This is a genomic window from Bacillus sp. 17RED48, assembly GCF_019837545.1.
GTDB classification, from domain to species: Bacteria; Bacillota; Bacilli; order Bacillales; family Bacillaceae_G; genus Bacillus_A; species Bacillus_A wiedmannii.
Window position 1 is genome coordinate 74944 of record NZ_JADAXG010000007.1, and the last position, 21782, is coordinate 96725.

Here is a 21782-nt window from a genome sequence, read left to right on the forward strand (position 1 = left end):
TAAGTTGTGAATGGAGTGTTATTGAATGCAAACTAGAAAAGCTTATTTATATGTATTTCATACGATGTCCGATTGGGAATACGGACATTTAATTGCTGAACTTAATACAGGTAGATATTTTAAAAAGGGTTTAGCACCTTTTAAAGTAGTTACAGTTGGAATAAATAAAGAAATGGTTATTTCAATGGGAGGCTTGAACGTAAAGCCAGATATTTCCCTAGATGAATGTGTACTTGAGAGTAATGATTTATTGATTTTACCTGGAGGAAATACTTGGACTGAAAACATACATAAACCCATATTGCAAAAAGTTGAAGAAGTTTTAAAGATTGGTACTATTGTGGCTGCAATTTGTGGTGCAACAATAGGCCTTGCAAATTACGGATACTTAAATTCTAGAAAGCATACAAGTAATAGTTTAGATTATATGAAAATGGTTTGTCCTACATATAAAGGGGAAAATTTATATGAAATGGGACCTGTAGCGTCTGGTGAAAATCTTATTACTGCATCTGGAGTAGCTCCTTTGGAATTTGCAATGGAAGTTCTAAAAACATTAGATGTATTTGCGCCAGATACACTCCATTCATGGTATGAATTAAATAAGACACATGAACCTGAACATTTCTTCCAGTTAATGAATTCATTAAATAGCTAAGCAATTTAGTATGATCAATAATAAAAACCATGTTTCTAATGATACTGAAGCATGGTTTTTGTGTTTTGATTAATAAATATATAAAGTAACAAATTTTGTACAATAAAAATGAATTTGAGAGAAAGAGTCACTTCTTTATTATACTATTATTTCTGAACGACAAAAGTAATGGCATTTGTTTTTAATTGAATGTGTTTGCCATTTCGGACTATATTATAAGCTAATTCTTTTATTTCAATTTTTATTTCTTTCCATTCCTTATAAATGTTTTTTAATAGATATATCATATGTTCAGTTGGAAGGTTAATTTCAATTAAAGCATCTAATTCTTCTTTCGTATGTAAGTCAATTTCTTGTATGTTCGAGTTTATAATTAAACAATTGATACCACCAGTTTTTGTACCTTTTTTCATAGAATGGAGCAAGTTTGTTAAATCTTCTTCTGATTTAACATGCTCTAAACTTGATACTGCAACGATATAATCATAGGTATCAGGTTGGATGTAGTAATTTTCAATTGCCGCTTGTTCTGTTTTTATAACTTCAAATACATCATGTTCTTTACTATAAGTTTGTAATTTTGTTAACGCAGAATCCAGTAAGTCCACACATGTAACAGTACCACTAGCATTTTTTATTTTTTGTGCAATTGGAATGCTATTTCTTCCAACGCCAGAGCCTAGATCAAGTACTTGTAAGTTATTTTGTCCTTCAAAGTACTCCATTAAGTCCATAACTGTTTTAACCGGTTTGTAAAGCCAAGAGCCAGTTTCAAATAGTTTGTATTGTTCATAGCGAAGGTCATGATATTTCTTTTCTTCTTGTCTTATGTAATTAATACGATTCATTGTATTTCAACTCCAATACTTTCATTCTAACGAGGCCCTTTAGCAAAACTTGCTAAAGCATCTAAAACTAATTCTATATTACTGATCAAGATTTTCACCTCAACTTATAAGATATTTATATAATTCGATAAGAATGAAGGTAAACCTTTTAGTAAGAGGATATTAAGGTTTTACTGTAGAAAACTGACTATCTTAAGCAATTAAAAAAATGTATAAACATGGAGAGGAAACTGCATATGATGTTTTATGAAATTGTTTGCTTTTCTTGTAAAAATATATTCCGTGTATACGAAGGAAGCGAAAAATATAAGCGATTTAAAGAGAAACCGAAAGGGACATATTGTTGTGATGAATGTAGTCATAAAATTCAATTAGAAGCAATAAAGCATTTATTTAGATAACTTTTTTGTCCGGAAAAGTTTGACAATAAAAGTATTATAAATTATCATATGAAAAAACTAATATTTAAAATGGCATGGAAGAGAAGAGTAGTTAAGAAAGAATACGTACAGAGAGCTCTGGTAGCTGAGAAAGAGCAGTATACATCTTAATGAAAAAAGACTTGGAGCTGCGCAAGGAACTAATTTGTTTAGGGATGGTGCGACGGGTTCTCCCGTTATAGAGATAGGGTATAAGCATATTTTGCCGTACCTGAAGAGGTTAATATGGCGACGTATTAACAAACTGAGGTGGTACCGCGAAGCTAACAACTCTCGTCCTCAAGATGAATAATCTTGGGGGTGGGAGTTTTTTTATTGCATAAAACTGAAAATGTGAAAACAAAAAATCAATTGAGGTGAGTAATATATGCATTGGGCGTATGAAGTAGCACATGAATTAATTAGAAAACATCCAAACAAAGAAACGTTTGTTTGCGCATCTGGAATAAGTCCATCTGGTTCTGTTCATATCGGGAACTTCCGCGAAATAATAACGACATATTTCGTGGTAAAAGCACTACAAGATTTAGGGAAAAAGACTCGTTTTATATTCTCATGGGATGATTATGACAGATTTAGAAAAGTTCCTAAAAATATTGATCCATCTTTTGCAAAATATATTGGTATACCATACTGTGATATTCCAGATCCATATGGTTGTCATAATTCGTATGCAGAGCATTTTGAAAAAGAGTTTGAGAAATCTCTTCAAGCATTTGGGGTTGAAGTGGAATTCATATATCAACATGCTGAATATAGAAGTAGAAGGTATAACAAAAATATATTAGAGGCTTTATATAAAAGAAAAGAAATATATGATATTTTAATGGGATTTAAAACTGGGGAGTGTAGTGAAGAAGAGCGAGAGAGCTTTTATCCAGTTACATTATATTGTGAGAAATGTGGGAAAGATGCAACAACGATTACACATTTTGATGAAGTATTAAAAACAGTTCAGTATGAATGTGTATGTGGAAATCAAAATGAATTATCAGTATTAAATACAAATAAAATGAAACTGAATTGGAAAATCGATTGGCCGATGAGGTGGATGATAGAGGATGTTATTTTTGAACCGGGCGGAAGAGATCATTCATCAGAAACGGGTAGTTATAATGTATCAAAGGAAATTGTGAGGGAAATATTCAATCGTGAAGCTCCTCATTACGTTGCTTATGATTTCATTGGAATTAAAGGGAATCATGAAAAAATGTCTAGTTCATCAGGGAATAGTATTACACCTAGCGAGTTGTTAAAAGTGTATTTACCAGAAGTGATTCTATTTATGTTTGCTAAATACAGACCAAACGCAGCTTTTCATATCGGTCTTGATGAAGATGTGATTCGCAATTATACAGAATATGAACGATTGAAAGATGGTTATGAGAATAAAACGCTCAAAAATGAAGATTTATTTGATGCAATTAAACTCTCTAAAGTTGATGGCAGGTTTAAAGAATATCCAAAATTTAATCAAGTAGCAGGAACGTTACCATTATTAAATTTTGATTCATCTATTTTACAAGGTATATTAGAAAAAACAGATAGGAGTTATGTATTAGATGATATGATAGCGATATGTAACCGTGCAGAGTATTGGATAAGAAGCTTTCAATCTGAAAAACTAATTTCGGTAAATCAAGAAAGAAATACAGAGTTTTATAACACATTAGATGAAAGACAGAAAGAATGGCTAGTAGAAGTTTGCAACATACTTCGTTCTAACAAAGATTACTCTAACTTAATGGAACAATTGTATTCGATTTGTCATCATGAAAATAAAAAAATAATGAAAGAAAATCAAAAACAATTATTTCTTATTATATATAGGCTCATTATAAATCAGTCTAGCGGCCCACGTATACCGTTATTAATACATGTAGTAGGCATTGAAAAGTTCATCGCATTATTAGATTTCTAAAAATGCTAAAAGAAACGCAAGTACTCAGAAATCTAAGTACTTGCGTTTCAAATTTTGCTACCGTGAATACATTTTCGGACATTCATCACCACGTGGTTCATAAAAGCAATGACTTTTAAATTGTCCCGCAAATGGCTGGTTATACCATTCAGGCGGACAAGATCCAACTGGACGGAAATACCAAAGAGCCCATCGTGCTGGCCAGCGCCATTCACCTTGTAAAACTTTTCTTGCAATTTCTTTTTCAGAATCACGAGCACGCTGATAAAAATATCCGTATTGCACTGCTTCAAATCCACCGGGACTTTGATATACTGCGTCACGTACAGAACGAAGCTGTTTAAAATCTAAGCAATCACAAAATACACGATTTACTACTACGCAGCCAACAAGTTGTTCACCTTGTCGACCTTCTCCTTCAGCTTCTGCACGAATTAAACGAGCTAGTAAATCAACATCACTTTCGTTATATGGAATAAGGGGCATAGTGCTACCACCTTTCTTTATCTGTTATAGTAAAGAGTGTATGTATGAAAATAAGCTAAGTGCTTTTCTATATGTAAATTCATTAATTTTCACAATTAGCTTTTATGAAAAAAGCTAATTAGTAATTGTAGACTAATGTAAAAGGGGAGAGATAACGTGTATCGAATTCATAAAGACCATATTATTTACGCAATGTCACCAGAAAATAAGCCGTGTATGGAAGTAGAAATTGGGAGTCGTCTTGTATTTGAAACATATGATTGCTTTGAAAATCAAATTGAATCTGAAGATGTTGCGTTTCAAGAATTAGATTGGAACCGAATTAATCCGGCGACTGGGCCTGTATATATTAATGGTGCAGAACCTGGTGATATATTAGTTGTAATGATTGAAAAGATTAAAATTGCAGAGCAAGGTGTTTTAACTACAGGAGCGAATCTTGGCGTAATGGGTGAAGATCTAAACGAAAATACAGTGAAAATCGTCCCAATACATAATGAACATGTTTTGTTTTCAAATGAACTACAAATCCCGATTAATCCAATGATCGGTGTTATTGGTACTGCGCCGAAAGAAGAGAGTATTTCATGTGGCACACCGCATGATCACGGCGGGAATATGGACTGTAAAGAAATAAAAGAAGGGACAACATTATTATTACCTGTAAATGTTCCTGGTGCCCTATTAGCATTAGGTGATTTACACGCGGCGATGGGTGATGGTGAAATTGGTGTTAGTGGAGTAGAGGTTGCTGGTGAGGTAACTGTTACAGTTCAAATTATAAAAGGAAAGAAATGGCCACTACCAATGGCGATCCAAAAAGAAAAAATAATGACGATTGCTTCAGAGAAATTGTTAGATGATGCAGCGAATCGCGCTGTACGTAATATGGTGACATTTTTACATAAGGAATTAGAAATGTCTAAAGCTGATGCAACACTTTTATTATCAGCTGCAGGCGATTTAAGAGTTTGCCAAGTTGTAGATCCACTGAAAACAGCACGAATGGAACTAAGTATGAATTATGTGGAGAAGCTAGGTTTTAGTTTGAGTAAATTTCATCTTAAATAAGAATGATAGAAGAAGGATGCTGTTGTATAAAAGTATCCTTTTTTGATTTACGGATGATATAAAAACAGGTAGTATTTATTTTATATCATTGAATATAAGATTGTGGATTAAAAAAGGAGTAAAATGATGGTTAAAATTATGATTGTAGAAGACGATATGAAAATTGCAGAACTATTATCAACACATGTCGCGAAATACGGGTATGAAGGAATTATTGTATCGGATTTTCAAAATGTATTAAACATTTTTTTAGAAGAACAACCAGAGTTAGTTTTATTAGATATTAATTTACCAAGTTTTGATGGGTACTATTGGTGTCGTCAAATTCGCGGAGTTTCTACATGTCCGATATTATTTATTTCGGCTCGTGAAGGCACGATGGATCAAGTTATGGCGCTTGAAAACGGTGGCGATGATTTTATTTCAAAGCCCTTCCATTACGAAGTGGTAATGGCTAAAGTTCGTAGTCATTTAAGACGTGCTTATGGAGATTATGCACCGAAAATAGAAGAACGGATGGTTGAGCAACAAGGTCTTTGTTTATATCCTGAAAGGCTTGTATTGAAATTGCGTAATCAAGAGATTGATATAACGAGAAATGAAGCCATTTTATTAGAAATGTTAATGAAAAATTATCCGCGTGTTGTGGGTAGAGAAGTGTTGTTGAATAAATTGTGGGATAGCGAATCCTATGTTGATGATAATACATTAAGTGTAAATACAACACGTGTGCGAAAAAAGTTAAAAACTTTACAGATTGAAGATGCGATTGAAACAATTCGTAGTGTCGGTTATAGATTACATATTACTTGGGATACTGGTATGGAGAAATGATAAGATTATTTATTCGTGATCATATACCACTTATTTGTTTTACAGCAATCCAATTACTAGCCATATTTCTTGTATATTGGTTTGATGGGCATAACCATATTGCAACGGCATTATATGCAATGTTTTTAGGTGTCTTTTTTATGGTAGGCTATTTAGTATTTCGTTACTTTACTCATCGTACGTTCTATGAAAGATTAGCAAATCCGTTGTACTCTTTGGATGAATCTGTTCAAAAATCAGATTTTGCAGTTTTATCTACTGCGCTTCAAGAACTACTTGAGGTACAATATCGCCATTATCAAAATCAGCTCCAGATACAAGAGAGAAAAAATAATGATCATTTAACTTTTATGAATCAATGGATACATCAAATGAAAACACCTTTATCTGTAATAGAATTAATTACACAAGATGAAGTCGATCAGCGTTTTGAAAGTATAAATGAGGAATCAGATAGACTGAAAAAGGGATTAGAGATGGCTCTGTATGTCGCACGTTTAGAGGCATTTACACAAGATTTTTATGTGGAAAAAGTACAGCTACATAAAATAGTAAATGATTCTGTACATGAACATAAACGCTTCTTTATCCGAAATTTTGTATATCCAGAGCTTAAAATTGATAAGGACATTAGTGTAGAAAGTGATGCGAAATGGTTACAATTTTTAATTGGACAAATACTATCGAACGCGATTAAATATTCATCTGGTAGTCGAGAGAAGATTAAAGTAAAAGCTTGTAAGGAAGATAACAACGTTATACTTGAAATCATCGATTATGGCGTAGGGATACCGAAGCAAGATTTACCTAGAGTATTTAAACCTTTCTTTACAGGGGAAAATGGCAGAGATTTTAAAGAATCAACTGGAATGGGGCTATATCTTGTATATGAAATTACGAAACAATTAGGGCATAGTGTAGAAATCCATTCAGAAGTTGGTAAAGGTACCGTTGTACGAATTATATTTTTTAATGTGTAAATAAGTGATCTAGGCTAAAGAACTTTGGAGATAAGTTTTATAGACTTATTTTATCCCGCTTTAATGGGCAGTAAGACCCACACCTCAAAATTCAGCAAAAGCAAAGAAGTTAGGGATCAACTGCCCATTAAAGTCCAATTGGTTCAACTAATAATCAGTAGGGGATGGAGAAAACCCCCATTGATTAAAGTTTCACTTTATAGCGATTATATGAAATGGTAAAAGGTAATCTTAGTATGTATAATGACACGCTAATAAATACGATTGTTAAATTAGAAGTATTTAATAAAAAGCTGATAAATAGTTTTTGTAAGAAAAAAGCCACCCCTTTGAAAGAGATAGCTTCATGAATACATCCTATGAATAAGTGTATCAACCTTAATAAGTATAATGTTCGAATTCGTGATATGTTTTGTGGATTATAATAGAATTAGTCTTTTGTTTTTTCATGATACAGTATTGTAATTAAGTAAACAAACTTAATAATGTATATCCAATTAATCCTAAAATAGTGATAGGAACCATCATTAAGAAAGAAGAAATTCGATTAGCATTAGAGCGTTCTAACACAAGAATCAAGATAATCCCCACTATCACTTCGGTATATCCAACAGGTAACATGTGACTATAGTCTTCAAAATTTAAAAGAATGTGAAGTCCATCCGTTACAAAAACTCCACTAATAAGCGCGCTTCCGAATTTATGAAGTGGATTTGTAGTATCTTTCCATAGAAAACCTGCGATTCCAAAGATAGTTCCTCCTATAAATGCACATACAATCCATACAGATATAAAATAAATAGAGTGAGCTACATTTTTAATAGCTATTGCATAACCATAGTAGCCTAATATCATACCGAGTAGTGCAAGGGTGCCTGAAAGTATAGCTGTACGCTTAGAATAACTAAAGCTAGCCACAAAAAAGGATGGAACTAACCAAACGCTTCCTAGATTAGCTAATGAATTCCAATGTCCTGGAAGTATACTTTGCCCCAATTTAGTTAGTATACCAACAATAATCCCTACTATAATTGGGATGAGAAAAATCTTTAAAAACATAGTTAACTTTGTGATTTTTAATGTCCTGTCCATAAATTCAATCCTTACATTAGTATTTTCTGTAAACATATAATAGCTTATTGTAGGGGGATAATCAATAAAAATTTATCGAAAAACAATAAGAGATTGTTGGGTAACGAATAACATTTTGTTTTTATAATTAGGTGAATAAAATATCAAGAACTCGTTACTCAACCAAATGGTAAATCAAATAATATATGCAAGTAATGAAATTGCCCAAAACATGTAATTCAACTTAGTATAAATCTCTCGTATTTTGATGAAATGATTTATGATAAAAAAGAAACGAAAAGGGACTGATATAGTTTCTTCCTGTTTTTATTTACAATTTATTAGAAGGAGATATTTTTTACTAGTTGTGAATGATAGGGGGATTGTAATGGATATTCGAAAAATGAAATATTTCATAACGGTGGCAGAAGAATTAAATTTTAGTCGTGCAGCAGAACGTCTTATGATGGCACAACCTCCTTTAAGCCAAGAAATTCGTAAATTAGAAGATGAATTAGGGGTCCAACTTTTTCATCGAACAAAAAGAATAGTTGAGCTTACCGATGCTGGCAAAATATTTTTAGAAGGCGCGCGACAAACACTGCTTCAAGTAGATAGAACTATTAAGGAAACACAGCTTGCGGATGAAGGAAAGGTAGGACATTTAATCATCGGTTTTGTCGATTCTACAGAAACTGTTATAGACATATTAAAAACATTTCGAGAACGGTTTCCAAAAATTCAGCTTATATTACGCGAGATGACAACAGACCAGCAAATAAAAGCACTCTATGAAAAACAAATTCATATTGGATTTATTCGTTCTAAGCAGAATAATGAAATATTGTCTTCCGAAGTTTGTTCTAAAGAACGTTTAAAATTGGTTTTATATGAAAATCACGCATTAGTTTCGTTACCTAATATTTCTATTAAAGAACTAGTAGATGAACCATTTGTTTTATTTCCTCGTCATTTCGGTACTAACTTTTATGATTTAATTATTAGTTACTTTTGGGAACATGGAGTAAGTGTAAATATTGTTCAAGAAGCAATTCAAATGCAGACGATTGTTAATTTAGTTGCAGCAGGAATGGGGATTTCTGTCGTTCCATCATCGGTGGAGAGTTATAAAAAATCGGGAGTCATATATAAAGACATTCAGGAACATACACCGGAAATAAACTTATACGCTGGATGGAGGCAGGATGAAAAGTCTGTCGTGCTCGAGAACTTCTTATCAGTTGTTAGAGAGATTTATACGACTTCACAATTTGAATTTGAAAAGTAAAGGCCCATCTTGATTGGATGGGCAGTAGTGATTTGGGAAAGGTACTATATTTATTGTTAAGTCACTGACGATTTAACCTGTTTTACTTGGGTCATACTCAATGAAACCTTGTAGCACACTATCAATTTGACCCATAATTTCAGGTGACAATGTAATACTAGAAGCAATTACATTTTCTCTTATTTGCTCCGGATTGGAAGCGCCAATAATAGCAGAGGAAACAGCTGGATTTTGTAGTACCCAAGCAACTGCAAGTTGAGGTAGGGTGAGATGATTTTCTTGTGCAATAGGAATAAGTTTTTGTATAGTAGTAAGTACATTATCACTCATCCAACGTTGTACGAGTTTGTTAAAAAACGGTTTTCCCGCATCTGAATTAGCACGTGATTGGGAAGGAATTGGTTTACCTGGTTGGTATTTTCCAGTGAGAATACCTTGTGCGAGGGGAGACCAAACAACTTGACCAAGTCCTTCACGTTGACATGTAGGTATTATATCTGTTTCGATCACTCGCCATAACATCGAATATTGAGGCTGGCTAGCGATAAGAGGAATGTTCAATTCTCGGGCAAGTGCTGCACCGCGTGTGATTTGCTCCGATGTCCATTCACTTACACCTAAATAAAGGACTTTACCTTGTCTTACAAGATCTGAAAAAGCTAACATCGTTTCTTCCAGAGGAGTTGTTGTATCGAATCGATGTGCATAATAGACATCAATGTAGTCTGTATGTAGCCGTTGTAACGATGCATTACAATTTTCTATAATATGTTTTCGTGATAATCCACGATCATTTTTTCCAGGTCCGGTCGGATGGCATACTTTTGTACAAAGTTCTATACTTTCTCTGCGTATTCCTTTCAAAGAGCGACCAAGTACTTCCTCGGCAATAGTGTCCGAATAAACATCTGCAGTATCGAACGTTGTAATTCCAACATCTAATGCGGCTTTCACACATTCATTTGCAGTATCTTCATTTACTTTTCCGCCATGGTTTATCCAGTTCCCGTATGCAATCTTGCTTACTGTTAATCCACTGTTTCCTAGTTTGCTAAATTCCATTGTAGAATCCCTCCTTAAAAATGATAACTTTATTATAAGAACTGAAATGTAGTCTGTATAATATATAATTAATCTTAAATTTATATAAAAATTATATAAGAGGGGGTGCTTAGAAGTTTCTTGCTAGGGAAATCTAAAGCAAGTAGTACAACAAATGTAATTTGTGCTTGTTCAATTTGAAGTTAAGAAATGATAAATAGCCCTTGAAGAAAGTAAATTTTATAATAGCACATATAATTGCATTTACTCATAAAGTACTATCATGGTACAATATGGTTACTAACGACGGAAAGGAATGATGGGTGGACGATGATTAACTAATCTTATTTTTAAATGTTGAAATTCAATAAATTTCAATTTCTAAAAAATAGGATTAGTCTGCCCAATTTCCATACAACGGTATTGCTATTTATGTTGTGCAATAGCTTATTTGGGTATGAATATTTTAACGACTAATCCTGCCAAATTTATTTGGGAGGATTTTTTTATTCTCCCTTAATGAAAGGGATCGGTATTATGAAAGAACTATTAAAATTAAATGATGTTTATGTTGAAATAAAGGAAAACATTTTGTTAGAGAAAATGAATGTGACAGTAAAACAAGGGGATGTTATCGGATTAATTGGTAAAAACGGGGCTGGTAAATCAACGTTACTTCAATTAATAAATGAGAAGATTGAACCATCAAAAGGTACTGTTGAATGGATGCAAATGAATATGACAACAGCATATGTTGAACAAGAAAAAGAATTTTTCGTTAGTAAGGATATGATTGCAAAAGAAGCGGAACTTCTTGCAAGGTGGGGCGTGCCAACGAACGATTTTCTAACTTTAAGTGGTGGTGAAAAGCTAAAAGTTCGATTAGCAAAAGGATTTGCTGAAAATCCTAATGTATTAATATTAGACGAACCGACAAATCATTTAGATGAGATGAGTACGGAATTTCTCATTAAACAAATAAAAAATATGAAAGGTACAGTTATCGTCGTATCGCATGACCGATACTTTTTAGATGTTGTCGCAACTAGAATATGGTCAATTGAGGATAAGAAATTAATTGACCATAGTGGGAATTATACGAGTTATATGAAAGCACGTGAGCAGAAAAGAATGACGCAGCAGCGTGAATATGAAAAACAACAAAAAAAGATAGAACAAGTAGAAACGCATATAAAAGAATTAAGTTCATGGTCACAAAAGGCACATGCGCAGTCTACAAAACAAGAAGGAGTGAAGGAATTTTATCGTGTAAAGGCGAAGCGAATGGACGCGCAAGTTAAATCGAAACGAAAACGTCTTGAAAAAGAGTTGGAGAAAACGAAAATAGAACGTGTGAAAGAGGAGTATTCAGTTGAATTTTCTATTCAAGCGAGTAAAAAAGTAGGAAAACGTTTCTTAGAAGTAAAACAATTGCGGAAAGAATTTAATAGACGAACATTATTTGAAAACGTTAATTTTACAATTCAGCACGGTGAGAAGGTTGCGATTATTGGACCAAATGGCAGCGGGAAAACAACTTTACTGAAGATGATTATGGGAACAGAAACTGTTGAAGGAGAAGTATGGATTTCACCTTCAGCAAATATCGGCTATTTAACACAAGAAGTATTTGATTTACCACTTGATAAAACACCAGAAGATTTATTTTATAAAGAGACATTTGAAGAAAGAGGAAAAGTCCAAAATTTAATGAAACGTTTAGGATTTGAATCTTCCCAATGGAAAGAGCCGATTCGACATATGAGTATGGGTGAACGAGTAAAGTGTAAGCTAATGGCTTATATTTTAGATGAAAAAGATGTACTTATTTTAGATGAACCGACGAATCACCTTGATCTTCCTTCACGTGAACAGCTTGAAAATACATTAGCTGAGTATAACGGAACACTTGTTATCGTTTCTCACGATCGATATTTTCTGGAGAAAATAACTAATACAAAACTCGTGTTTTTAAACAATACGATACAAAAGCAGCTCGATGAACCTACGAAAACAAGAGATGAAATTGAAGAGTTACGTTTAACGTTAGAAACAGAAAGACAAGAAGTATTAGGGAAATTAAGCTTTTTAACTTCTAAAGACAAAGAATATAAAGAACTAGATGAACGGTTTATGGACCTTACGAAGCAGATTAAGGCGCTTTAACGTAAGGAAGGGGGATTAAAATGGGAGAAGAGAGCTTGACTAAGTTATTTAAAATAGATTGTGGTGATATATACCTACAAGAGTTTGCGGTCAAAGATGCAGAGAGTATTTATAAAATATCAAATGAACCAGAAATAGAAAAGTTTTTACCAGACTGGAAATCAACGATAGAACAAAGAGTTAATTGGGTTACAAATGATGAAATACCAGAAAACAAAGCGTTTCTTCATGCTGTTAGAACTAGGACTAACATAGATGATCACATATTAAGACTAGGAATATTTAAGAAAACCACAAATGAATTTGTTGGATGGTGCTGCACAGGTATGAAAGATGAGCTTCCTTCACCGAACAGAGAAATTATGTATGCTGTTTCAAGTGAATATCATAATAATGGTTATGCAACGAAAGCGACAAAAGGCTTGATCGGTTATTTGTTTGAAAATACAAATGTGGATGTCCTTAACGCAATTGCTTTAATTAAAAATGTGCCATCAAATAAAGTTATTGAAAAATGCGGGTTTACTTATTTGGGTCAACAGATGATAGAAAATCAAATTTATAATCATTATGTATTGAGTAAATCCGGATGGATAAAAAATAGTGCTCTTTAAAGGGAGCGATTATGCAATGCAAAAAAGCTTAGAACTAAAACTCTAAGCTTTTTTGCATTTATATAATAAAGATTTGATATACAATTGTATTTTCTACCACTATACAATTATTATAAGATAGTTATGCGTTAATTTTAGTTTGAAAACAGTTTTATTGTCAGTTTTTTTAGAAATCTTACAAGCGTGTAAGATAAATGAAAGATGAATCAATATGAGCATTAAGACAATTCATTTACACTCTATTGTGAGAAGTGCAAATGAAGGGAGAATAGAAATGGAAATTTTACATGCGAAAAATATTAGTAAAGTATATAAAGGGAAAATACCTTTTAAAGCATTAGTAGATATTGATTTATCAATTCAAGAAGGTGAATTTATAGGGATCATGGGGCCATCTGGTAGCGGGAAAACTACATTATTAAATATGGTATCTACTATCGATTCTCCGTCCTCAGGAGAAATATTAATAAACGGTACAAATCCTTTCCAGTTATCATCAGAAGATTTAGCTTTATTCCGTAGGAAACAATTAGGATTTGTTTTTCAATCATTTAATTTACTTAGCACGCTTACAGTGAAGGAAAATATCGTATTGTCGATGACATTAGATGGCGTTTCTGTGCAAGAAATGAACAAACGCGTACAAGAAATCGCAGAGAAATTAAATATTACAGATATATTGAATAAAAGAACGTTTGAAATATCAGGAGGCCAAGCTCAAAGAACAGCAATTGCTCGTGCAATTGTTCATAAGCCGCAATTATTACTTGCAGATGAACCAACAGGGAATTTAGATTCTAAATCTTCAAATGATGTAATGGAGATGTTAGATACTCTAAATAAGGAAGAAAAAGCTACGATGATGTTAGTGACTCATGATCCGTATGCAGCGAGTTTTTGCAGCCGAGTAATCTTTATTAAAGATGGTCAACTATATAACGAAATTTATTGTGGCGAAAGCAGGCAAACATTTTATCAAAAGATTATGGATGTCCTTTCTTTGTTAGGAGGGAAAAGGCATGACTTTTCGTCAGTTCGCATTTAACAATATTTTTCGCAATAAGCGTACATATGCTGCCCATTTTTTAAGTAGTGCATTTTCTATTATGATTTTCTTTACGTATGCTCTTTTATTATTCCATCCTGATTTACAGGGGGAGTTGAAATCGACAAGTAAAACAATAAGTACATTTGGTACATTAGGATTTGAAGTTTCTCAAGGTTTGATTTTTGTCTTTTCATTCTTCTTTATTCTATATTCAGTGAGTTCGTTTTTAAAAACGCGTAAGAAAGAATTTGGCATTTTAATGATGCAAGGTATGTCAATGAGACAGCTTAAGAAGTTATTGTTAATTGAAAATATGTTAATTGGACTTGGTTCGATTTGTATTGGGATTCTTATCGGCCTCGTATTTTCTAAACTAGTTTTATTAATAAGTGCCAGTGTATTAATGATTAGTAACGGCTTACCTTTTTATATGCCAGTGAAGGCGGTATTATTAACTGGCATCACGTTTCTATTCTTATTTTTAATTGTTTCGCTAGTTACTTTTAAAATGATAAAAGTAACAGAACTTGTGGAACTTATTCAAGCAGGGGAAAAGCCAAAGCCTGAACCGAAATCGTCAATTTTATTATCAATTTTTTCTTTATTTAGTATAGGATATGGCTATATTTTAGTATTTCGCTTTATCCCAAGTTATAGTTTTATTACGCTCGGAATGGGTGTGCTCCTAGTAATTATAGGAACGTACTTTTTATATACACAGTGTAGCGTTTATATATTGCATCTTGTGAAAAGGAGTGAATCTTTCTTTTTAAAGAGAACCAATATATTAACATTTTCAGAATTAATATACCGTATGAAAGATAATGCAACAATGTTTTTTATAGTATCTATTATTTCAGCAGTTGCTTTTACAGCAATTGGCACGACAGCAGCTCTTGGAAACAAAGATTTGGTAAGGATGACAAACCCGTATACATTTCTGTATACAGCTCCTGATAAAAATAAAATAACGGATAAACATCTCTCGATTATAAAAAAACATCTTGCTGATTCTAATATTCCATATCGAATGGCTTCCACTTCAGATATTTATACAGAAAGTAATGTAAATGTAATGAAGTTAAGTGAATATAACGAACTTGCGAGAGCACTCGGGTACCAACAAGAAACGATTGAAAAAGAAGATGAAATGTTATTAATCCCTGGAGTTGTATCACAAAAACAAGAGTTTAAAAATGGTGATTATAAAAAGAATATTGAAGTCATTCAAGGCGATTGGACAAAGACATTTCATGTGAAAAAAACTGTAGATAATTTAGTTTTGCCACACGATACGGAAGGGATTAATATTGCGATTCAAGATCATGTGTATGATGAAATTCCGCTTAATAGTAATCTAGATTTTGAAAATATTATTCAATATCGAACTTATGGATTTGTTGTAGATGATTGGATAAAAACAAAAGAGATTTCAAACCAATTAAGTGACATATTCGATCAAGATCCTAGAGACATACATTTTGAATTTAGAGCACTAACTATAGAGTTGTTAAGTGCAAAACAAACGAATGGGTTATTACTTATGGCAAGTGTTTTAGTTGGAATCGTCTTCTTTACTTTCGCTGCTAGTTTTATTTATTTCCGGTTATATACTGATTTGGACCGCGATCAGCAGCAATATAAGATGATTTCGAAAATGGGATTAAGTAAACGAGAGTTGAAAAAAGTTGTAACAAGACAATTAGTATTAATGTTCTTCTTACCGATTGTTATTGCAGTGATTCATACTGTGGTCGCTTATTTGGCATTACAACAATTAGTCGATTTTTCTATTATGAATAGCTCTATCATAATTTTAATTTCATTTATATGTATACAAGTTTTATATTTCTTTATAACTCGTTGGCGTTACTTACAAAAGCTTTATAAAACTATGGAACAGTAGAGAATATCAGCAAGTAAGATTGCAGAAAAGCATGTAAAAAAACATTTTGAGTTATGAAAGGAACTGTGATGAAAAAAACACTCTCTATTTTCATATTAAGTATATTAATTTTAATAAGTTTAAGTGCATGCTCTAAAAATGAAAACAGATTTCCAACTAACGGCGTATTAATCATTGGAGATGAGAATCATACTTCAACAATTATGAATCGTTATAAGGAAAATACGAAAGAACTTGAAGTTTTTTCGGTGAAAACAGGTAAATTTGACCAAAAAAGGGTTTTAATGTTAAATGAATCTACTGCAAAAGCGATGATTAAAGCAAAAATTTTTCGTAAAAGAGATCATTCATCTCATTCTAAACCTTTAGATACGTTACCGAATTTTCCAAAAGAAAGTTCACTATTATTTATAAATGAAGAAGAAAAGAATATAAAAAGTATTGAAATAGAAGGAAAAGTGATACCAGTTACATATGATAGTGATGCTTGGCTTGGTAATAATCGAAATTATGGAACACTATGGTATGTAATTGTGGCGAGCAATAGTGTATATAAAGAAATACAGGCAAATGAAACAAAAATGCAACTTCTTCATCTGAAAAAATCTTTAGGTGACGAAAAACCTAAAATGTCGACAGATAATATATTGACTAATGAATATGTAAAAGTAAGAAAGTTAATTAAAGATTTTGAGGAAGAAGTATCAGTTCAATTTGTCACGATTGGAGAAAAATCATAAAAAAGGGTTCAAGGTTGATAGCGATTTTATCAGTCTTGAACCCTTTTTTATTTTAGACCATTTAGATAACATAATTTACATTACTTCATTTAATCGCGTCTCGCTCGGTTCTTCAATCGCATTTGAATTTTGAACTGAATTATTTTGAGATTCTTTTTCCTTACGAGACCTTTGTAGCATTTCAAGTATGATCCATAAAGGAACACCTTTATCTTTTAACATCTTCCATAAATCTAATTCGTTAAATTTATGCTCAGGTTGTTTCATTTCTTTTTCAGATGAACGAATATCAAACTTGATTGGATCATTTGATTTTTTATCTTCAAGTTTACTAGAAGAGATAATATTACGCTCAAGAGAAGTAGGGGTTAATTTAGTAGGTTGAGGTAGTGTATGAGTATTTATTCCGATTTGCATGCTTTTTCCTCCTCCTTAAGTAATGAAATTAGCTTTCTTATAATTTTTAAAGCTATTTAACTTGAGGAAACTAAACCTAATTATAAATTCAAATAATAAGATTTACAAGTTGTATTGTAAAAGGTAAATGCTTACTTGGATTAATATTTATCAACATTTGTGTATGTTTTCTGTATATACAATGTATATAAAATACTTTACATTATGTTTAAGTTAAAAACTTATTTTTAATAGAAATATGTAAACGTTTTATTAAGGGGGAGAAAGAATGGGGAAGTTAATTTTAAAAATATGTTTTTTCGCATTAGTGACTGTTTTTTCGTTCACAGTAAAAACAACATACGCTGAAGAGAAGCAACAAAATAATTACCCTATCATACTAGTGAATGGATTTGCAGGGTGGGGTAGAGAGGAAATGTTAGGGGTTAAATATTGGGGTGGTGTTCATGATATACAAGAAGATTTAAAAAGAAGTGGCTATACAGTACATACTGCTGCTGTTGGACCTGTTTCTAGTAACTGGGATCGCGCATGTGAATTATATGCGCAAATTAACGGTGGTACAGTAGACTACGGTGCCGCACATGCTGAGAAACATGGACATAATCGTTTTGGCAGAACTTATAGTGGTTTTGCATCGAATTGGAGTGAAACAAATAAAGTTCATTTAGTTGGGCATAGCATGGGTGGACAAACGATTAGAACATTAGTACAGCTATTAAAAGAAGGTAGTTTTGAAGAAAAAAATTATGTGAAAAATCATCCGAACACGAATATTTCACCACTATTTGAGGGCAAGAAATCATTTGTTCATAGTGTGACAACATTAGCAACTCCTCACAATGGCACGACACTTGCGGATGGTAGTCTTCTAGTACCGTTCGTTAAAGATTTGCTTATTACAGCTGCAAGTTTTGGAGGGAATAATAATTTATCGTTATATGATTTTAAATTGGATCAATGGGGTATAAAAAAGAATACTGGAGAGTCTTTTTTCCAATACACTGATCGTATTGTAAATAGTTCACTTTGGAAAGATACAAAAGATATAAGTCAATGGGATTTAAGTACAGATGGTGCAAAGGAGCTTAATAATTGGGTAAAGACGCAATCAGATGTGTATTACTTATCCTATAGTGGACATGCATCACAAGCAGCACCTATTACAGGTTTACATCTACCTCATATAACGATGAATAAAGTGTTAATGGGTAATGCATTTTTCTTAGGTTCCTATGCAAGATATGAAGAAAACCGTCCATTCATTGATACTTCTTGGTGGCAAAATGATGGTGTAGTAAATACAAATTCTATGATCGCGCCTTCTTCTAACACTTCGGTAAATAATAATGAGACTTTACAGATTGGAAAATGGAATCATATTGAAACGAAAGCAAATTGGGACCATCTCGATATGGTAGGACTTAGTGTTTCAGACACGTTAGGTTTTTCTAGCATTCAAGAGTTTTATAGAACAATTGCAGAAAAGTTATCAAGATTACCAAAATAGGTAATAATAAAGCGCTCTCGATGGAATTCGAGAGCGCTTTATATTATATTGAAAGAGGGATATGGTAGAAAAATATGGGGGGTATATTATGAAAATAAAAGTTGTATTATCAGGATATGGAACAGTAGGAAGAGAGTTTATAAAATTATTAAATGAAAAAAATTTATATATAAATGAAATATATGGAATAGATTTAGTGGTAAGTGGTGTATTAGGTAGAAATGTTGCAATACATAATGAGGACGGATTATCTATTCATCACTTATTAATGTATGGTGGCGGTAGCGCTGCAATTGAAGAATATATTGAACATCATCCGAAGGAACGAGCAACAACTAGCATAAGTGGAACTGTATTAGTAGAATCAACAGTTACAAACCTTAAAGATGGAAATCCAGGAAAACAATATATAAAACAAGCGATTGAGAAACATATGGATATTGTCGCAATTTCAAAAGGCGCACTCGTTACAAACTGGAGAGAAATAAATGAAGCAGCAAAAATCGCAAATGTACGAATTCGATATAGTGGTGCAACTGCTGCGGCATTACCGACACTAGATATTGGGCAATTTAGTTTAGCTGGATGCCATATTGAAAAAATAGAAGGAATATTAAACGGGACTACAAATTATATTCTTTCAAAAATGAATGAGGAAGATATTACGTTTGAAGAAGCACTGAAAGAAGCGCAAAGTAAAGGAATTGCTGAAACGAACCCAATATTAGATGTAAGTGGTTCTGATAGTGCGTGTAAATTGTTACTTTTGACAAACAGTTTAATGGGAACAGAAAATACGCTTACCGATATACATATAAAAGGAATCGAACATGTTACACAACAACTAATTCGAAATGCTAAAGACCATAATAAATATATTAAATTAATAGCTTCAGCATATACGGATAAGGATGGTAAAGTGGCTCTTCATGTGGAACCACACGAAATAGATAAAGATCATCCGCTAGCAAATGTAAATGGGACAGAAAAAGGAATTACCTTCTTTACTGATACGATGGGGCAAGTTACTACAATTGGTGGTGCATCAAATCCACGCGGAGCCGCAGCAGCAGCTTTAAAAGATATAATTAACTTATACCGTAAAGATTTATCACTTAGTAACAGGCAGTAAAACACCTGGTTCGTGAGGGATAATAATCAGTGGGCGATAAACAGCCCATTGATTAAAGTTCCACTTTATAAGACCGTACCGCCCTTTATAAAAAATACATATGTAGTGGACCTTTTGAGAAAGAAATAAATATGCAAAAATGATTGCAGGGGGTAAGGAATTGTTTAAAGATTTTAAAGTTGTGAAAGATCGTCCTGTTTATATTCAATTGAAAGATTATTTGAAAAAGATGATTATGAAAGGTCATTTGCTCGGGGATCAAAAAATCCCTTCAACTAGGGAACTAAGTGAATTACTAAGTGTGAGCAGAAATACTGTGCTCGCTGCTTATGCAGATTTAGAGCAAGAAGGACTCATTTATGCAGTTAAAGGTAAAGGGAATTTTGTAGCGAAGGTTGATATATCGAACACTTCGTCTGTTGAAATAGATTGGAAAAATAAACTTAATACAGTTACCTTATTAGCGGATGAATTAGATTTAATGAAACATGGTGTTCGCTGGGAAAAAGGAATGATTGTTTTTAATAGCATTGCTCCGGACGAAAAGCTATTTGATGTGGAAAATTTCAAAAGAGCTTTTCTTACTCGTATGTCCATTGAAGGGGATGTCGTATTAAACTACGGATACGCAAAAGGTTATAGACCTTTAATGAATTATCTACTTCATTATATGGAAATGAAAGGTGTAGATATTTCGAACAAAGATATTTTAATTACAAATGGATTTACAGAAGGATTAGACATCGTACTATCCTCGTTATCGAAGAAATCAGGGCGGGTTATTTGTGAGAATCCAACTCACCATGCGGCATTGAAGCTTTTCCGTTTACATGGACTTGAAGTTCACGGAATTAATATGAATGAAGATGGCATCGATACAAACGAAGTAGAAAAAAGTTTGCGTGAAAAAGAGTTTGATTTCGCGTATTTAATTCCTTCCTATCATAATCCAACCGGTATTGTTACGAGTTCGGAGAAAAGAACGGAACTGATGAGATTATTCTCAAAATATAAGGTTCCTATTATAGAAGATGGATTTAATGAGGAGCTACGTTATTCAGGTTCGCATTTAGCACCATTATTAACTTTTGCTGGAGCTGGTAATAATGTAATTTATATTAGTAGCTTTTCAAAGGTACTTTTCCCTGGTTTACGTGTAGGCTGGATTATCGCAGATAAAGAACTGATTCATCATTTAGAAAGTGTAAAAAGAGCAAGAACGATTCACACATCTACGTTAGATCAAGCTGTTCTATTTCAATATTTACATGAAGGATATTTTGAAAAATATTTAAAAAAGGCAAGATCAGTTTATAAGAAAAAATATGAGTTAGCTGTTGGGGCGTGTAACGAGTACATTCCGTTTCAAAGAATGACCGGTGATGGTGGACTTCATTTATTTATAGAGTTAGAAGAAAAAATTCATGCCCGCACACTTTTACAAAAGTGTTATGAGCAAGGGGTTACATTTTCTCCTGGAGATGTTTTTTATTCTGATGGAGGAGGAGCGACTACTTTTCGATTAGGGTTTTCACGTCTGAAAGAAGAAGAAATAGTTCGTGGAATAAAAATAATCGGTGATACAATAAAAAATGAAATTTGGAGTTGAGG

At 32.8% G+C, this 21782-nt stretch carries 20 protein-coding genes and 1 other annotated feature; of the genes, 15 read left to right on the forward strand and 5 right to left on the reverse strand.

Going from position 1 to position 21782, the window contains the following annotated elements; translation table 11 throughout:
* The first annotated feature begins 25 nt into the window (after positions 1-25).
* Positions 26-658, forward strand: a complete 633-nt coding sequence (locus ILT06_RS23475; RefSeq protein ID WP_064475330.1) for a type 1 glutamine amidotransferase family protein — start codon at positions 26-28, stop codon at positions 656-658.
* Between the two features lie 146 nt (positions 659-804).
* On the opposite strand, the gene ILT06_RS23480 is transcribed toward ILT06_RS23475, so the two are convergent.
* Complete coding sequence (locus ILT06_RS23480) at positions 805-1506, reverse strand: class I SAM-dependent methyltransferase (protein ID WP_064475331.1); 702 nt, start codon at positions 1504-1506, stop codon at positions 805-807.
* Between the two features lie 236 nt (positions 1507-1742).
* On the opposite strand from ILT06_RS23480, the gene ILT06_RS23485 reads away from it, so the two are divergent.
* Complete coding sequence (locus ILT06_RS23485; protein ID WP_064505453.1) at positions 1743-1907, forward strand: DUF2197 domain-containing protein; 165 nt, start codon at positions 1743-1745, stop codon at positions 1905-1907.
* Between the two features lie 66 nt (positions 1908-1973).
* Positions 1974-2230 (forward strand) — a binding site (T-box leader).
* Positions 2231-2313: 83 nt separating this feature from the next.
* The gene (gene lysS, locus ILT06_RS23490) at positions 2314-3867 is read left to right on the forward strand and encodes a lysine--tRNA ligase (RefSeq protein ID WP_064475332.1); all 1554 of its coding nucleotides are present in this window, start codon (positions 2314-2316) and stop codon (positions 3865-3867) included.
* A gap of 57 nt (positions 3868-3924) precedes the next feature.
* On the opposite strand, the gene ILT06_RS23495 is transcribed toward lysS, so the two are convergent.
* A complete protein-coding gene (locus ILT06_RS23495) occupies positions 3925-4353 on the reverse strand; it encodes a cell wall hydrolase (RefSeq protein ID WP_064475333.1) in 429 nt (142 codons plus the stop codon).
* A gap of 156 nt (positions 4354-4509) precedes the next feature.
* On the opposite strand from ILT06_RS23495, the gene ILT06_RS23500 reads away from it, so the two are divergent.
* From ILT06_RS23500 to ILT06_RS23510, 3 genes are all read left to right on the forward strand, one after another.
* Positions 4510-5424 carry an acetamidase/formamidase family protein gene (locus tag ILT06_RS23500; RefSeq protein WP_098111717.1) on the forward strand — a complete coding sequence of 305 codons (915 nt, stop codon included), beginning with the start codon at positions 4510-4512 and terminating at the stop codon, positions 5422-5424.
* A 126-nt stretch (positions 5425-5550) separates the two neighbouring features.
* Positions 5551-6258, forward strand: a complete 708-nt coding sequence (locus ILT06_RS23505; protein WP_088046637.1) for a response regulator transcription factor — start codon at positions 5551-5553, stop codon at positions 6256-6258.
* Positions 6255-7238: a sensor histidine kinase gene (locus tag ILT06_RS23510; protein WP_064475336.1), complete on the forward strand. Its 984-nt coding sequence runs from the start codon at positions 6255-6257 to the stop codon at positions 7236-7238. Before ILT06_RS23505 ends, ILT06_RS23510 begins: the two co-directional genes overlap by 4 nt.
* Positions 7239-7703: 465 nt before the next feature.
* Here ILT06_RS23510 and ILT06_RS23515 read toward each other — a convergent pair whose 3' ends face one another.
* A complete protein-coding gene (locus ILT06_RS23515; RefSeq protein WP_098111716.1) occupies positions 7704-8330 on the reverse strand; it encodes a DUF6518 family protein in 627 nt (208 codons plus the stop codon).
* A gap of 367 nt (positions 8331-8697) precedes the next feature.
* Here ILT06_RS23515 and ILT06_RS23520 point away from each other — a divergent pair, with 367 nt between their 5' ends.
* On the forward strand, positions 8698-9597 hold the full coding sequence (locus tag ILT06_RS23520) for a LysR family transcriptional regulator (RefSeq protein WP_222655586.1): 900 nt from the start codon (positions 8698-8700) through the stop codon (positions 9595-9597).
* 72 nt (positions 9598-9669) lie between these two features.
* On the opposite strand, the gene ILT06_RS23525 is transcribed toward ILT06_RS23520, so the two are convergent.
* Positions 9670-10659 carry an aldo/keto reductase family protein gene (locus tag ILT06_RS23525; RefSeq protein ID WP_222655587.1) on the reverse strand — a complete coding sequence of 330 codons (990 nt, stop codon included), beginning with the start codon at positions 10657-10659 and terminating at the stop codon, positions 9670-9672.
* A gap of 516 nt (positions 10660-11175) precedes the next feature.
* On the opposite strand from ILT06_RS23525, the gene abc-f reads away from it, so the two are divergent.
* The 5 genes from abc-f to ILT06_RS23550 all read left to right on the forward strand — a co-directional run bounded on the left by abc-f (position 11176) and on the right by ILT06_RS23550 (position 17112).
* Positions 11176-12804: a ribosomal protection-like ABC-F family protein gene (gene abc-f / locus ILT06_RS23530; protein WP_222655588.1), complete on the forward strand. Its 1629-nt coding sequence runs from the start codon at positions 11176-11178 to the stop codon at positions 12802-12804.
* Between the two features lie 20 nt (positions 12805-12824).
* On the forward strand, positions 12825-13418 hold the full coding sequence (locus tag ILT06_RS23535; RefSeq protein ID WP_098102334.1) for a GNAT family N-acetyltransferase: 594 nt from the start codon (positions 12825-12827) through the stop codon (positions 13416-13418).
* A 274-nt stretch (positions 13419-13692) separates the two neighbouring features.
* A complete protein-coding gene (locus ILT06_RS23540) occupies positions 13693-14463 on the forward strand; it encodes an ABC transporter ATP-binding protein (protein WP_222655589.1) in 771 nt (256 codons plus the stop codon).
* A complete protein-coding gene (locus ILT06_RS23545; protein ID WP_064475341.1) occupies positions 14438-16372 on the forward strand; it encodes an ABC transporter permease in 1935 nt (644 codons plus the stop codon). Before ILT06_RS23540 ends, ILT06_RS23545 begins: the two co-directional genes overlap by 26 nt.
* A 68-nt stretch (positions 16373-16440) precedes the next feature.
* Positions 16441-17112: a lipoprotein BA_5634 family protein gene (locus ILT06_RS23550; RefSeq protein WP_142328896.1), complete on the forward strand. Its 672-nt coding sequence runs from the start codon at positions 16441-16443 to the stop codon at positions 17110-17112.
* 75 nt (positions 17113-17187) lie between these two features.
* Here ILT06_RS23550 and ILT06_RS23555 read toward each other — a convergent pair whose 3' ends face one another.
* Positions 17188-17529 carry a DUF3914 domain-containing protein gene (locus ILT06_RS23555; protein ID WP_098102331.1) on the reverse strand — a complete coding sequence of 114 codons (342 nt, stop codon included), beginning with the start codon at positions 17527-17529 and terminating at the stop codon, positions 17188-17190.
* Between the two features lie 268 nt (positions 17530-17797).
* Between ILT06_RS23555 and ILT06_RS23560 the strand changes: the two genes are divergently transcribed.
* The 3 genes from ILT06_RS23560 (at position 17798) to pdxR (ending at position 21780) form a co-directional block, all read left to right on the forward strand.
* The gene (locus tag ILT06_RS23560) at positions 17798-19039 is read left to right on the forward strand and encodes an esterase/lipase family protein (RefSeq protein WP_222655590.1); all 1242 of its coding nucleotides are present in this window, start codon (positions 17798-17800) and stop codon (positions 19037-19039) included.
* Positions 19040-19127: 88 nt separating this feature from the next.
* The gene (locus tag ILT06_RS23565; protein ID WP_064475345.1) at positions 19128-20171 is read left to right on the forward strand and encodes a homoserine dehydrogenase; all 1044 of its coding nucleotides are present in this window, start codon (positions 19128-19130) and stop codon (positions 20169-20171) included.
* Between the two features lie 160 nt (positions 20172-20331).
* Positions 20332-21780, forward strand: coding sequence for a MocR-like pyridoxine biosynthesis transcription factor PdxR (pdxR, locus tag ILT06_RS23570; protein ID WP_000471626.1), 1449 nt, complete (start codon positions 20332-20334; stop codon positions 21778-21780).
* Positions 21781-21782: the final 2 nt, after the last annotated feature.

Coding starts and splice junctions, on each gene's coding strand:
- ILT06_RS23520 (WP_222655586.1), top strand. CDS start 8,698: ATGGATATTCGAAAAATGAAATATTTCATAACGGTGGCAGAAGAATTA.
- ILT06_RS23510 (WP_064475336.1), top strand. CDS start 6,255: ATGATAAGATTATTTATTCGTGATCATATACCACTTATTTGTTTTACA.
- lysS (WP_064475332.1), top strand. CDS start 2,314: ATGCATTGGGCGTATGAAGTAGCACATGAATTAATTAGAAAACATCCA.
- ILT06_RS23505 (WP_088046637.1), top strand. CDS start 5,551: ATGGTTAAAATTATGATTGTAGAAGACGATATGAAAATTGCAGAACTA.
- ILT06_RS23480 (WP_064475331.1), bottom strand. CDS start 1,506: ATGAATCGTATTAATTACATAAGACAAGAAGAAAAGAAATATCATGAC.
- ILT06_RS23560 (WP_222655590.1), top strand. CDS start 17,798: ATGGGGAAGTTAATTTTAAAAATATGTTTTTTCGCATTAGTGACTGTT.
- ILT06_RS23555 (WP_098102331.1), bottom strand. CDS start 17,529: ATGCAAATCGGAATAAATACTCATACACTACCTCAACCTACTAAATTA.
- ILT06_RS23535 (WP_098102334.1), top strand. CDS start 12,825: ATGGGAGAAGAGAGCTTGACTAAGTTATTTAAAATAGATTGTGGTGAT.
- abc-f (WP_222655588.1), top strand. CDS start 11,176: ATGAAAGAACTATTAAAATTAAATGATGTTTATGTTGAAATAAAGGAA.
- ILT06_RS23495 (WP_064475333.1), bottom strand. CDS start 4,353: ATGCCCCTTATTCCATATAACGAAAGTGATGTTGATTTACTAGCTCGT.
- ILT06_RS23550 (WP_142328896.1), top strand. CDS start 16,441: ATGAAAAAAACACTCTCTATTTTCATATTAAGTATATTAATTTTAATA.
- ILT06_RS23515 (WP_098111716.1), bottom strand. CDS start 8,330: ATGGACAGGACATTAAAAATCACAAAGTTAACTATGTTTTTAAAGATT.
- ILT06_RS23565 (WP_064475345.1), top strand. CDS start 19,128: ATGAAAATAAAAGTTGTATTATCAGGATATGGAACAGTAGGAAGAGAG.
- ILT06_RS23545 (WP_064475341.1), top strand. CDS start 14,438: ATGACTTTTCGTCAGTTCGCATTTAACAATATTTTTCGCAATAAGCGT.
- ILT06_RS23485 (WP_064505453.1), top strand. CDS start 1,743: ATGATGTTTTATGAAATTGTTTGCTTTTCTTGTAAAAATATATTCCGT.
- ILT06_RS23525 (WP_222655587.1), bottom strand. CDS start 10,659: ATGGAATTTAGCAAACTAGGAAACAGTGGATTAACAGTAAGCAAGATT.
- ILT06_RS23475 (WP_064475330.1), top strand. CDS start 26: ATGCAAACTAGAAAAGCTTATTTATATGTATTTCATACGATGTCCGAT.
- ILT06_RS23540 (WP_222655589.1), top strand. CDS start 13,693: ATGGAAATTTTACATGCGAAAAATATTAGTAAAGTATATAAAGGGAAA.